The 14078-nt window shown below is 45.6% G+C and carries 8 protein-coding genes; all 8 read left to right on the plus strand.

All coding sequences use genetic code 11. The annotated features are described in order from the left end of the window. Positions 1-315: 315 nt before the first annotated feature. The 8 genes from G5B12_RS17590 to G5B12_RS18105 all read left to right on the plus strand — a co-directional run bounded on the left by G5B12_RS17590 (position 316) and on the right by G5B12_RS18105 (position 14071). Positions 316-1740 carry a DUF4430 domain-containing protein gene (locus tag G5B12_RS17590; RefSeq protein ID WP_021976319.1) on the plus strand — a complete coding sequence of 475 codons (1425 nt, stop codon included), beginning with the start codon at positions 316-318 and terminating at the stop codon, positions 1738-1740. A gap of 20 nt (positions 1741-1760) precedes the next feature. Beyond that, a complete protein-coding gene (locus G5B12_RS13660; protein ID WP_174088496.1) occupies positions 1761-5342 on the plus strand; it encodes a prenyltransferase/squalene oxidase repeat-containing protein in 3582 nt (1193 codons plus the stop codon). Between the two features lie 2 nt (positions 5343-5344). After that, complete coding sequence (locus G5B12_RS13665) at positions 5345-6238, plus strand: energy-coupling factor transporter transmembrane component T (protein WP_021976377.1); 894 nt, start codon at positions 5345-5347, stop codon at positions 6236-6238. After that, positions 6211-7920, plus strand: coding sequence for an ABC transporter ATP-binding protein (locus G5B12_RS13670; RefSeq protein WP_021976378.1), 1710 nt, complete (start codon positions 6211-6213; stop codon positions 7918-7920). The genes G5B12_RS13665 and G5B12_RS13670 overlap by 28 nt, the downstream gene beginning before the upstream one ends. After that, positions 7902-8636 carry an ECF transporter S component gene (locus tag G5B12_RS13675; RefSeq protein WP_021976379.1) on the plus strand — a complete coding sequence of 245 codons (735 nt, stop codon included), beginning with the start codon at positions 7902-7904 and terminating at the stop codon, positions 8634-8636. The genes G5B12_RS13670 and G5B12_RS13675 overlap by 19 nt, the downstream gene beginning before the upstream one ends. Next, positions 8626-9498, plus strand: coding sequence for an energy-coupling factor transporter transmembrane component T (locus tag G5B12_RS13680; RefSeq protein WP_021976380.1), 873 nt, complete (start codon positions 8626-8628; stop codon positions 9496-9498). The genes G5B12_RS13675 and G5B12_RS13680 overlap by 11 nt, the downstream gene beginning before the upstream one ends. A gap of 104 nt (positions 9499-9602) precedes the next feature. Then, positions 9603-10199 carry a hypothetical protein gene (locus tag G5B12_RS13685; protein WP_174088497.1) on the plus strand — a complete coding sequence of 199 codons (597 nt, stop codon included), beginning with the start codon at positions 9603-9605 and terminating at the stop codon, positions 10197-10199. Positions 10200-10558: 359 nt separating this feature from the next. Continuing rightward, entirely contained in the window at positions 10559-14071 is a 3513-nt protein-coding gene (locus G5B12_RS18105; RefSeq protein ID WP_174088498.1) for an Ig-like domain-containing protein, read from the plus strand. Positions 14072-14078 lie beyond the last annotated feature (7 nt).

Here is a 14078-nt window from a genome sequence, read left to right on the forward strand (position 1 = left end):
TTTTGGGTGTCTGATTATTATATCACAGAAAAAGGACAGATACAATTGTTTTCCGGGTTTTCGTTTGACAGACAAGAGGAAATAAACTATAATTTCAGTATAAAATTTCATAGAAAAGAAAGACGTGCAAACAGGTGTGATTCCTGTACATGTAAGTGCGATGCCGTACAGTCGGCGGGCGGTTTTTCTTTCATGTAAGGTAGCATTGGTTTGCGCATAGGAACATCTATCAGGTAACGGAATCCCCTTGGAAAAGAGGGATTATTTTCCGTTACCTTTTTTGTTGCTTTTTTTGTGCAGAGAAAAGGAGGAAGAATGGAAAGTAAGAGGAAAAAGACGCTGTTTAATGTGATCATGGTAGTACTGATCCTGGTCATTGCCGGATGCGGAGTGATGGCAGTGGGAAATCTGAAAGGATGGTTTGATAAAGGATCGGACAGCGTTCTTATGACAAAGAACGTAAAAGGTGTGGCCAATATTCAGAGAAACGGTGTGGGCTACGGCCTGGAAAAAAATGTGGCATTGAGAGCCGGAGATATTCTTGAGACGAAGAACGGAACCACAGCGGAGCTTTCAGCCGGAGAAAACAATACACTTTCACTTAACGCAAATACGAAACTTACTGCGGAATCCGTAGAAAAAAACAATTTGAAACTTACTGCGGATCAGGGAGAGGTTTTTGCGGATCTTACGGATTCTGTGGGAAAAGCAGAGATCGCTCTTGATGAAAATACGCTTACCTTTGAGACAGGAGTCTTTTCCGTAAGCGCACAGTCCGGAAGCGGCGCTGTGTATGTATTTAAGGATGAAGTGGAACTGGCCGGAGCGGACGGAAAAACCACAACCGTAACAGCCGGCGAAAGTGCTCAGATGACAAAAAGTGAGGACGGAAGCTGGAAAGTAGAAACAAGTAAGATCTCAGCAGGAGCATTAAATGAATATATGATCCAGCAGCTGCTGGGATGCGCAGATAAAGACAGTTTATGTTTTACACCGGAGGAACTTCAGAAAGTTCTGGATGACAGAGCCGCAGAGAAGAAAGCAGCTCTTGAGAAGAGTTTAAATTCTACAAACAAGATTCCGAAGACTTCAGAAAAATCGGATGATAAAAAGTCTGCAGATGGATCTGCGAAACAGAATTCCGATACAACAGACGGAAATACCGCAGACACTGCAGGCAGCGGAGAGAACACAACACAGGAATACACACCGGATGCTTCTCAGGATGAGACGGATTCTTCCGGAGAAGACACCGCAGGCAGTGATGGAGATGTATCCGATGACGGCAGTTCTGATGATGGTTCCGGTGACGGGGATTCTCAGGATACCAAGCAGTGTACCATCACGATCCTCTGCGATACCATCCTTAATAATATGGACAATCTGACAGCCGGAAAAGAAGCTTATGTGCCGGCAAACGGAGTGATCCTGGATACCAGTACCGTAGAGTTTACAGAGGGAGAAACCGTTTTTGAAGTACTTCAGAGAGTTTGTGAGTACGCCGGAATCCAGCTGGAATATTCCTGGACGCCTATGTATGACAGTTACTATATTCAGGGAATCAACAACCTGTATGAATTTGACTGTGGAGCACAGTCCGGATGGATGTATAAAGTAAACGGATGGTTCCCGAATTACGGATGTTCCAAGTACACACTGGAGGACGGAGACGACATTGTGTGGTGCTTTACCTGCAATGGTCTTGGCGCGGATGTCGGTGCGGAATATAACGGTGAGTGACAGCAAAGGGAGTAAAAGATATGCAGAGAAAAAAATTTCTGGCACTGATGCTGACGGCTGCTCTTGTGGGGCAGCCGGGAGCTCCTGTTTCAATTATGGCGGCAGAAACAGACGAAAGTTCCGATTTCGGATCGTTTGGATCAGAAGCTTCTGACACAGCAGAAAAAAAATTGCCGGTGATCACGGAGGACCTGTCGGAGGAGACCATTACATATGATCTCAATGAAAAGGCAGAGCCTTTAAAGGTTCAGACGGAAGAATCCGGCAAGCTGAAATATCTGTGGCTGAAAAGTGATGACAACGAGAATTTTTACAAAATAGGAAAGTCCGACAGCCAGGAAAAGACAAAAGAAGAACAGACCGGGGAACAGCAGGGGGAAAACAGCCAGCCGGAGTATGAAGATACACAGGAGTATACACCGGTTACAGATACAGCCGGAACCTTCTACTACAAAGTCCGGATCTGGAATTCAGAAGAAACAGACGAAAACGCTTACGTAGAAAGTAAGACTGTCTGTCTTCAGGTGTTGGATCCGTCCGCTGAAGACCATAGTGGATTGGATGCTACAGATGGGAAAAAGGACGGAGAGCAGAAGGATCCGGCAGCATTGGATAAAGAAGATCCGGCTGCAGATCATACATCAGGTGATACCGCAGAAAATTCGGGGAACGAAAAAGATGCGGATCCGGACGGCGAAAATTCCGGAAGTGAAGACAGTGGAAATGCGGCTGATGACGGGAAAGATTCCGGCAATGAAGCTGGTGAGAACACCGGTAACGAAGAGGACAATACCGGAGAATCTGGTGGTGAGAACATCGGAGATGAAGATCCTGCCGCTGAAGATACCGATAAAAAAGACACGGACATCGCCGAAAACGATTCCGAGAATCATCTTCCCAAACGTCAGGAAGACATCCCGGAAAGTGAAACTTACGAAACCGAAGGTTACTGGAACGTATCTCTCAGTGAGATCTTTCAGGATCCGGACGGAGATGATCTGACCTATTACGAAAAAGGAGAAAGAGATGAGGACTGGACTCCTGTAGACGGAGATTCTTACCTTTGTCACCTGGAAGAAAATCAGGAGACCTATCTTTTTACCGCAAAGGATCAGGAAGGTTACGGAGATGTTTATGCCGTAACTCTGAAAAAGAAAGACGCGGCGGAACTGGAAGTATCAGAAGCACAGAAGGCTCAGGAGAAATCCGCGGCAAAGGATACGGAAGAGGAACTTTTCTCATCCGGAGACGCAGAGGCAGCTTCTGCTTCCAATACGGCAAGTTTTAATACCATTTATAAAGAAACCGGAGAACATCTGGCATCCATGGCAGAAAAAAGCGCACCTGTAAACGGAACGCTGTGCGGCGAATGGATGGTGATCGGCCTTATGCGAAGCGGCCAGCCTGTGGACGCATCGGTTTACAGCCGTTATAAATCCAATCTTGTGGATGTGGTGAAACAGAAAAAAGGTGTACTCCATGATAAAAAATATACGGAATATTCCAGGGCAGTTCTGGCGCTTACAGCCATTGGAGAAGATGTTACCGATGTAGGAGGATACAATCTTCTGCAGCCGCTGTCCGATTTCGACCAGACAGTATGGCAGGGAGTTAACGGAACGATATGGGCTCTGATCGCCTTTGACAGCCATGATTATGAGATCCCGAAAGCAGCGGTCGGAAAAACGCAGACAACCAGGGAAAAACTGATCAACAACATTCTGTCGCAGGAAGTATCCGGCGGCGGATGGAGCATCATGGGCGGAGCAGACAGTGACGTGACAGGAATGGCACTGCAGGCTCTGGCACCATATTATAAGAGTAATTCTTCCGTAAAAGCGGCAGTAGACAGAGCGCTGAAAAAACTTTCCTCTATGCAGCTTTCGGACGGAACTTTCGGAACTATGGGACACAGCACCTCCGAGAGCTGTTCCCAGGTAGTGACCGGACTTTCGGCACTTGGTATCGACTGTGATAAGGATTCCCGCTTTATCAAAAACGGAAAGTCCCTTCTTCAGGGATTATTAAGTTACTACGACGGAAAAGAGGGATTTCTTCATGTTGCCGGAAATGGCTATGACCAGATGGCAACGGAACAGGCATACTACGCAATGACTGCATACAGCCGAATGAAAAACGGGAAAAATTCCCTTTATGATATGACCGATGTGGCGATCAAATCAGACAAGGAAAAAGCGGCAGAAGTGACGAAACTGATCGAGGCACTTCCGTCAAAGATCACCATGAGTAATTTCCAGAAAGTGATCACTGCATATGCCGCATACAATGGACTGAATTCCACACAGAAAGCGGTTATCTCCAAGACAAATAAGGATAAGCTTCTCAAAGCCTATGCGGAGGCTCAGGATGTGGAAGTGAAGTATGTGGAAGGTCTGATCTCAAAGATCGGAAAAGTAACATTGTCCAGTGAAGAAAAGATTACAGATGCAAAAACAGCCTATAATTCCCTTTCTTCCGCTCAGAAAAAGAAGGTTACAAACTATTCTGTTCTGACAGCAGCGGAGAAGGCACTGCAGCAGTTAAAAAAAGCAGCAGAACCCACACCTACCACAAAACCATCCGGCCCGTCAGGAAAACCGGGTTCCAAGGTAAACCTGGTAACACCGAAACCAACGGCAACTCCCGGGGCAGCGAATCCGTCCAAAACAAAATCTGCCGGAGGTTCCACCAAATCAGCAACTGTAGGAAGCGGCAGCAAATCCTCTTCCAAAACAGGAAGCAGCAAATCTTCCGCCAAGAAGAGCACTGCAAGTACCAAAAAAGCAAATTCCAATAAAACAGATTCCAAGACGTCTGCAGCCGAAACAAAAGCAACTGAGACAACGGCATCCAAAAAAGTTGTCAGCGAAATGAAGACGTTTTTCGACAAAAAGAGAAAAGATCCGTATCCGTCAAAGATTGATGATTATTCCGAAAAGCAGATCAAAGAACTTGGAAAAACCTGGAAAAATTATGAGAAACTTTCCGAAGGGGAAAAGAAAGCAGTTCAGGAAGAGAAAACCTATCAATCCTTCCAAAAGCTTCTTACCGCTCTTGGTGAAAAATATCATTTTGACCAGGCTACCGGAACGAATCTGGATGACAACAAGGATGAGGCATTACCGTGGTATGTCCAAATGGTGGTAAATCCAAAGATCGCAGACGAAAGCGAAGTGGAGACCATCCAGAAAGTCCTGGGCAAAAAATCCGAGGTACTTTCCCTGAATGAAATTCATTTTGTAGATACCCTTACCGGGGATGACTGGAAGCCGAAGGACATTTTGAAGGTGCAGCTTCCAATGGCAGATCTGGGCGATTATAAGAGCTGTATGATCGTACATATCACAGATAAGGGAAAAGTGGAATTCCTGAAAGGAAAGATATCAGACAGCTATATTTCCTTTGACGCGGCAGAATTTTCTTCTTACGGAATCGTAGGATTTATGGGAGATTCCGACGAGATACTTTCCGGGCAGGAAAAGAAGAAACCGGTATGGCCGTGGATCGCAGCCGGCGGAGCAGCGCTGATCCTGGTAGTGATCCTGGGCGGTGTACAGATCGCGGACAGTCGCAGAAAAAAGAAGGATAAAGGTGAAAAATAAAAATGAATGAAAAAAAAGATACTTTTTCCACCTTTCATCCGGTAATCAATTTTACCTTTTATATTGGCGCGTTTTTGCTGGGGATGATGCTGATCCATCCGGTTTTTCTGGCAGTTTCGGCAATCACAGCAGCGGCTTTTTACATTACCGTAAAAGGAAGAAAGGCGAAGAGTTTTCTGTTTGGAATGATTCCGCTTTTTCTCATGCTGTCCTTTATCAATCCTTTGTTTAACACCTACGGAGACAGGGTTCTGTTTACCTGGTGGAACGGCCGGCCCTACACGCTGGAGGCACTTGCGTACGGAACAAGCCTTGCTGCGATGGTAGTGACCATTCTTTTATGGTTTGCTTCCTACAGTTTTGTGATGACCAGCGATAAGTTCCTGTACCTGTTTGGAAAAGCAGCTCCATCGGTTTCGCTGGTGCTGACGATGATCCTGCGTCTTCTGCCTAACTACGAAAAAAAGATCGCGCAGATCGGCAATGCAAGAAAAAGCATCGGCATGTCCGCAGAGAATGGAACCACAAAAGAAAAAGCAGAGCATGGACTGACCATCGTATCCGCGATGACCTCCTGGGCTCTGGAAGGCGGCATCATCATGGCAGACAGTATGCGCAGCCGTGGGTTTGGTACCGGGAAAAGAACGACATTTTCCCTGTACCGTTTTGAAAAAAGAGATAAGATCCTGCTGGCGATCATGGCGGGTTTTCTTGCCATTGTGATCTTCTGCTGTATCATGGGCGGCAGCAGCGCGCAGTACACACCGGAATTTCTGGTGGCAATGAGCCCATATACCGTTGTAGGAGCAGTTGCCTACGGAGCGTTTCTGGCTCTTCCTACAGCAGTTAATATTACGGAGGAAATCATATGGTACATTTTGAGATCAAAGATCTGAGCTTCTATTATCCTACAGAAAAAAAGAAGCCGGCTCTTTCCCATATTAACTTAAAGATCGAGAGAGGCCAGTACGTCACAGTCTGCGGAAAAAGCGGCAGTGGCAAGACTACACTCTTAAGACATCTGAAAAGCGTACTTGCGCCTCACGGAAAAACAGAGGGCGAGATATTTTTTGAAGGAAAACCTCTGAAAGATGCGGATCTTCGGACCCAGTCGTCCAGAATTGGGTACGTTATGCAGAATCCGGATAACCAGATCGTCACAGATAAGGTGTGGCATGAGCTGGCATTTGGGCTGGAGAGTCTTGGCATGGATCAGAAGACCATCCGTCTCCGTGTAGCAGAGATGGCCAGTTATTTCGGCATCCAGGGCTGGTTCCATAAAAACGTGACAGAACTCTCCGGAGGGCAGAAACAGCTTCTGAACCTGGCTTCCATTATGGCCATGCAGCCAAGTATCCTGATCCTGGATGAGCCCACCAGTCAGCTGGATCCCATTGCGGCTACGGATTTTCTGAATACAGTGCGAAAGATCAACCGGGAGCTGCGGACAACGATCATCATTACAGAGCACAGACTGGAAGACATTTTTTATGCATCCGATAAAGTTGTGGTGGTGGAAGACGGAAAGATCATTGCAGACGATGAACCGAGAAAGATCGGTGATTTCCTGAAAAACGGAAACAACGACATGTTTGCGGCAATGCCCACACCGGTACAGATTTATTACGGAGTAAAAAAATTCCAGGAAGAAAAGAACCTGAAGCCGGAGAAAGAAACCATAAAATGTCCTCTTACAGTCAGAGAGGGCGGTGACTGGTTAAGTCACATGTTTGAAGAAAAAACGCCGGCTGTTACCAGAATCGAGGAAAAGATCACCACAGATCCGGACGAAGTAAAAGATCCGGCAGTTCTGGTAAAAGAAGTCTGGTTCCGTTACGAAAAAGACACGCCGGATGTATTGAAAGGAATCACGTTCCAGGTACCGCAAAATTCCCTGTTTGCCATTGTTGGCGGAAACGGCGCAGGAAAATCCACGACCCTGAAAGCGATCAGCAACATCTGTAAGCCTTATCGCGGAAAAGTTTTGATCCAGGGAAAACCTGTGAAGAAATATAAGTCCGGAGAACTTTTTGACCATTTACTGGCAATGCTTCCTCAGGATCCACAGAGCCTTTTTGTGAAAAAAACAGTTCGGGAAGATCTGGAAGAAATGCTTCGCGGAAAGGATGAAGAGAAGAAGAGCAGGATTGAAAAAGTAGCGGAAACCTGTCATATTTCCCATCTTCTGGAACATCATCCTTATGATCTTTCCGGAGGAGAGCAGCAGAGAGCGGCGCTGGCAAAAGTGCTCCTCACAGATCCGAAGATCCTTCTGCTGGATGAGCCTACCAAAGGAATTGATAATTTCTTCAAGCTGGAATTTGCAGAGATCCTGAAGGATCTGAAGAAACAGGGAGTGACGATCATCATGGTTTCTCATGATGTGGAATTCTGTGCAAAATACGCAGATCTGGTAAGTATGTTTTTTGATGGCAGCATCATCACCACAAATACACCAAATCGTTTCTTTTCACAGAACAGTTTCTATACAACGGCAGCAAACAGGATGAGCCGCCATATCTTTGAAAACGCTATTACAAATGAGGATGTGATCGAATTATGCAGACAGAATCTGTAAAATACTGGACTTTAAAAAGGATCCTGGGCTATGTACTGATCCTGATCCTGATGCCGGTGACTCTGATGGTGTCCTGGCATTTCGGAGATCGAAAATATTATCTGTGCAGCCTGATCCTGATCGTTTATTCTATAATCCCGTTTTTGCTCAGTTACGAAAAAAGGAAACCCCAGGCAAGAGAGCTGGTAACGATCGCCGTGATGTGTGCCATTGCAGTGGCTTCCAGAGCTGCGTTTATCATGCTTCCGCATTTTAAGCCCATGCTGGGAATCATTATGATCACAGGAATGGCTTTTGGCGCAGAAGCGGGATTTCTGACAGGAGCTCTTGGAGCTTTTGTGAGCAATTTTATCTTCGGACAGGGACCCTGGACTCCGTGGCAGATGTTTGCCTACGGGATCGGAGGACTTCTGGCAGGGCTTCTTGCAAGAAAAGGGATCATGACAGAGAAAAAGAGGATCCGCACGGCAGTGATCGGTTTTCTGATCATTCTGTGTATTGTGGGACCGCTTCTTGACACCTGCTCTGTTTTTACTATGGTAACAAACTTTACCCGGGCTTCTGTAGGCGCGATCTATATGTCAGGCCTTCCGGTAAATATTGTACATGGAGTTGCAACAGCACTGACACTTTTGATCCTGTGTAAACCGATGATGGAGAAGCTTGAGAGAATCCGGATCAAATACGGAATGATGGGTGAGGAAGATGAGATTTGACAGTTACCATCCGGTGATAAACCTGATCTACTTTGCGGCAGCAATCGTATGTACCATATGGTTTCATCATCCGGTATTCCTTGGGATATCTTATGTCTGCGCATTTGTATATTCCGTAAAACTCAATGGGAAAAGAGCGGTGATCTTCAATCTGTGTCTGATTCCGCTGATCTTTCTGTATGCGGCCTGGTATTCCTATTACAATCATTTCGGAGTGACAAATCTCCGTCAGAATTTTATCGGAAACCAGATTACCCTGGAATCTGTGGTATATGGAATTGTCCGCGGAACCACCGTGGCAGCAGTGATCATGTTTTTTTCCTGTGTGTTCGCTGTGGTGTCATCGGATAAAGTAGTATATCTTTTCGGAAGGATATCGCCCAGATTGTCGTTGTTTCTGTCCATACTTTTGCGGTGTGTCCCGAGAGTGAAGGAACGTGCCAGGAAGATTGAGATATCCAGAGAGGGTATTGGGAAAGGGGTACGGCAGGGAAATATCCTGGAGAGATTTTTGCACGGATTAAGCCTGATCTCCATTGTGATCACCTGGACGCTGGAGGATTTTGTGGAAAGTACGGTTTCCATGAAGAGCAGGGGTTATTCGCTCCGGGGAAGAACGGCTTTTTCCATTTATCGTTTTGATAACAGAGACAGAAGTTTTGTTGTGATGATCTTTCTCTGTCTGACTTTTGTGGCATCGGCCATTCTTCTGGACCAGACAGAGATCTATTATAATCCGGAGATCATTATGAATCCGGTTACTCCCATGTCTTTTGTATTTTATGTGGCTTACGCAGTGCTGCTGCTTTTGCCCATGGGATTGCAGATCGCAGGGGAGATCCGTTACAAGAGGAAGAAATAAAAAGTGTGAACATTATTGTGAAGGCTGAATTCACCGGAGGTCTTCACAAGATGTAATAAATGGCACAGGAATCTGTACCGAGAAAAAGAAAGAGAGGTAAAAAGATGCTTAGAAAAGAACTGCAGAAAAAAATGCAGGCAGTTGCAATGGCAGCTGTTGTGACACTTACCACCGTAGGTGCACCGGCTACTACCTTTGCCGGAGAACTTCCCGGAGAATTAACTGCCGAAGCCTTCTCTGATAATGGGGAGGCAGTGACAGAAGAGGTCACAGAGGATGATTTTTCGGACGGAGAAACCGCTGCGGGACAAAGCAGCGCAGGAGAAAACGAAGTAGTTGATGTTCCGGCTGCACAGGCTGAGGAGAGCAGCGAAGGAAGCACAGAGGACGAGCAGGCAAAAGCCCAGGCTTATCTGAAAGAAAACTTTATTGACGGAAGCAATAAGATCATAACCAGTGGCGGTACAGGCGTTACAAAAAGTGAGGATGGTCTTACTTACAATGTTGCCCTTACGATCCCGACCAGCGGATATGCTATCAGAAGTATGAGATTAAAATATGTGAATACTGTTTATAAAACAGGATGGTACATTGATAAGGATAATCCGTATGTTGGCTATAAAGCTCCGGCGACAAACGGTAGCAGAAGTATCACAAGACCTACCGCAGAGCAGGGTCCATACACTTCACAGCAACCCTGAAACTTTTCGCCCTTGATACAGACACAACAGCGATCAACGACGGAACTGCAACAGCGCTTGCAACACAGGACTTCACCATCGTTCTGGCTCCGGAAAAGAAGAACTATACCGTAAATATCAAACCGGTAAACGCAAAAACAGGGGAAGCCATTGAAGGCGCAACCGTAGATATTCAGAAAGACTGGAGTTCCCTTACTCCGGCAGACGATGGAAGCTATACACTGGTAGAAGGTTCCGAGTATACACTGACAGTAACCGCAGACGGATACGATAAATATACACAGACGATCCTTCCATCTGCAAGCGGAGATATAGAAGTAAAGCTTTCTCCGATCGTATACAGAAATACAACCTTCGCAGTGACAGGAAATGACGGAGCAACCATCACAGACGCGGATATCACAGTAAAAGAAGGCTGGTATACAACTCTCAGACCGCAGGAAGACGGAAGCTACAAGCTCCAGGCAGGCAAAGAGTACAAATATACCATCACAAAAGACGGATATAAAGAAGCATCCGGAAGCTTCACCGTACCGGATGAGGCAGGCGATTATACCTTCCCTGTCACCCTTCAGTCCAATATCGATCCTGCAGATCAGGCAGCGGTAGACGCAGTAAAGAAAGCCTTTGACGCAGAATTCGGAACCTTACGTCCTATTTACGGAACCGATTCTAACATTGCGGACATGGTACTGGCAAAAGTCAAAAAGTACAATCTGGATGTAGATGTATCCAATGTAAAGGTTTCTCTTGCAACATCTGAGGATACGGATTATATCGGCACTGACGGAACCATTCATTATGTAAAGAGTGATCTGAACAGCATGGGTGTGTATTCCAAGAGCCTGGACTGCACCTTTAAGTTTACCTGCAACAACGCGTCTGCAGTATCTGAGAGCCGCAGAGTAACTGTCAGCTGGGATCAGGAATATTTCAGAGGCAAAATGCAGGCAGAGGCTGACCAGCTTACCTGGGACAGCATAAAAGGAAATAATGCGTCACAGGAGGAAGTAACTTCTGATCTGACACTTCCGGGCTGCATGGGTACCAGCATGCGTAATATATGGTCTACCGTAACATGGGAATCTTCTGATCCGGATGTGATCTCTATCCAGAATCCGTCCATCGATTCCCCGATCTATCCGAGAACCGGAAAGATCAACCCGAAAACAGAGGACACAGAGGTTACTCTGACAGCTACCTTTAAGGCAAACGATATACTCCTTAATGAGTATATTGAAAAAGCCGACAGCTTCGGAACCATTACAAAAACCTTCAAAGTAACGGTAAAGGGAAGCGGAAGCCAGGCACCGACTGAGGAAGAATTAAAGGCGATTCTGGATAAATATTATACAGCAGATCAGCTGAAGGATTTTACAACGCAGACACAGCTTGATACAGCGAACTGTACCGGTGACATCCAGCTTCCTCGTTACACAAGGATCAAAGATGAAAACGGTGAGTATGTATTCAATAATAAAGAGATCACAGTAACCTCCAGTGATGCGAACCTGATGAAGATCAACGGATACAGAGCAGCGGTGGATCTGTTTACATATGATAAAGATACGACAGCAAATCTTATCGTTACCTTCACAAGAGAAGGCGTAACTGCCACAAAAGAGATCCCGATCACAGTTTCCGTAAAAGATATCAACGAAAAGCTGGACGCAGAAATTGCTATGATGGATTACGCAAAAGCCCATTATTTCGATGGTATCAAAGGTGACAATGCCGACGCGGACAGCATTACCACAAACCTTCACGCATTCCAGGAAATGTATCTGGACAACGAAGGAAAAGCTGTCTGGGTATACAATGCAGATGACAAAACAGGCGCAGGTATCATCACAGATGATTATTTTGATGACCCGTGGATCATGGAAGGACAGGGATACAATCACTTCAAATCTTCCAACAACGCAGTGATCCAGCATGAAAACCTTGTTGTAAACAGACCGGAGAGCAATACACAGATCACCATCAGTTCTCTTCTTTCCAGTGAGAAATATGGCCAGTTTGCAAAAGATCATCTGGATAACGCAAAACTTCAGAAACTTTATAAACAGAAAGCATCTGTTACAGTAACCGTAAAGGGAACAAAAGCAGAAGGCGAAGCTCTGAAAGCTAAGATCCAGGAAGCAAATACACTTCTTGAGAGCATCACAGAGGGAACAGAAGCAGGACAGTATCCGGAAGGAACAAAAGATGCCCTTTCCGAAGCAATCAAAGTTGCACAGGCAGTTTCCGATAACGCCGAGGCAACAGAAGCACAGCAGACAGAAGCAATCACAGCCCTTGCCAAGGCTATGAAAGACTGCCAGGATTCCAGGATTCCACAGAGTGCTGATGTAACTGTCATCGCCGGTACCGAAGCAAACACAGCCGGAAAAACACAGGCCCTTACAGTAAAGGCTACAGACGCAGCACTTTACGGATATGTAAAACCGGAGAAAGTACAGGCAGAGGTAACTGTTCTTGACGCACTTGCAGATCTTCATGCAGCAATGTACGGAGATGCATTTAAGGCAGCACCGGAAGATTACCTGGTAGTAAATGAGAGTGGCTTGATCAGCAAAGCGTTTGGAGTTACTACTGCTAATGTAAGCTTCTTTGTAAACAACAAAATGCCGCTGGGTGACAGTGGATATGGAAGCATGTGTAATGAAGCCGTTCTGAACAGCGGAGATGTTTTAAACGTATTCTTCTATAATGACACAGCAGGATACAGTGACGAATATCTGTATTTTGACAGCATTGCATGCGACATCATGGCTAAGAAAGACTTTATCCTGAATGTAAAAGGATTTAAGGCAGCATGGGGTGAGGAGGCTTCTGCACAGAAGGATATCACCGTAGAACTCCGTGACAGCGAAGGTAAGACAGTAGCAACAGGAACCACCGATGAGAACGGAAATGTAACACTTAATGCACCGGCAGAAGGAACTTATACAGCAGCTATCGTAAAAACACCATATGAGTACTATATTCCGGTAGATGCCAAGGTTGTTGCCAAGGCACATGAGCATAGCTACACAACCTGGAAAAAAGTAAGCTCTGCAACCGTATTTGCTCCGGAGAAACAGGAAAGCACCTGTGATTTCTGTGGCGAGAAGACAACAAAAACTGTTGGCGAGAAACTTACACCAACCGTTAAACTTACAGCAACAAAACTGGCACTGAAAACGAAACAGTCTGTAACCGTAAGGGCAACAGGACTTGCAAAGGGAGATTACGTCAAGAGCTGGACATCCTCCAAAAAGTCAGTTGCAACTGTAGACAAAAACGGTAAGATCACAGCAACCTCCAAAGAGGGAACCGCAGTGATCACAGTAACTCTTGCAAGTAAAAAAACCGCAAAAGTAACTGTAACCGTAAAAATGATCAGAACAACAAAGCTCACAAAAGTACCGAAGACACTGAGCCTTACAACCGGAAAGAAATATACCCTGAAACCGGTTGTAACACCATCCAATTCTCAGGAGAAAGTTACTTACAAGAGCAGCAACACCAAGATCGCTACTGTAAGCAGCACAGGTGTGATCACTGCGAAAAAAGTCGGAAAAGTAACGATCACCGTACAGTCCGGAAAGCAGAAAGCAACGGTAACATTAACTGTGAAAAAAGCGCCTGCATTAAAAGCAATCAAAAATGTTCCGACTAAGAAAACCATCACAAAGGGTAAAACATACACATTAAAACCACAGCTTTACCCGTCAGGAGCAATTGCAAAGATCACTTATACAACCAGCAATAAGAGCATTGCCACAGTAGATTCCAAAGGCAAGATCACAGCAAAGAAAAAAGGAACTGCAGTGATCACTGTAAAAGCCGGAAAATTTACCGCAAAATGCAAAGTTACTGTAAAATAGGAAATTG

The sequence above is a fragment of the Blautia sp. MSK.20.85 genome, assembly GCF_013317245.1.
In the GTDB taxonomy this organism is placed as follows: domain Bacteria; phylum Bacillota; class Clostridia; order Lachnospirales; family Lachnospiraceae; genus Blautia_A.

Excerpts from the sequence above, each read along its gene's own strand:
- G5B12_RS17590 (WP_021976319.1), top strand. The coding sequence starts at position 316 with ATGGAAAGTAAGAGGAAAAAGACGCTGTTTAATGTGATCATGGTAGTA.
- G5B12_RS13660 (WP_174088496.1), top strand. The coding sequence starts at position 1,761 with ATGCAGAGAAAAAAATTTCTGGCACTGATGCTGACGGCTGCTCTTGTG.
- G5B12_RS13665 (WP_021976377.1), top strand. The coding sequence starts at position 5,345 with ATGAATGAAAAAAAAGATACTTTTTCCACCTTTCATCCGGTAATCAAT.
- G5B12_RS13670 (WP_021976378.1), top strand. The coding sequence starts at position 6,211 with ATGGTACATTTTGAGATCAAAGATCTGAGCTTCTATTATCCTACAGAA.
- G5B12_RS13675 (WP_021976379.1), top strand. The coding sequence starts at position 7,902 with ATGCAGACAGAATCTGTAAAATACTGGACTTTAAAAAGGATCCTGGGC.
- G5B12_RS13680 (WP_021976380.1), top strand. The coding sequence starts at position 8,626 with ATGAGATTTGACAGTTACCATCCGGTGATAAACCTGATCTACTTTGCG.
- G5B12_RS13685 (WP_174088497.1), top strand. The coding sequence starts at position 9,603 with ATGCTTAGAAAAGAACTGCAGAAAAAAATGCAGGCAGTTGCAATGGCA.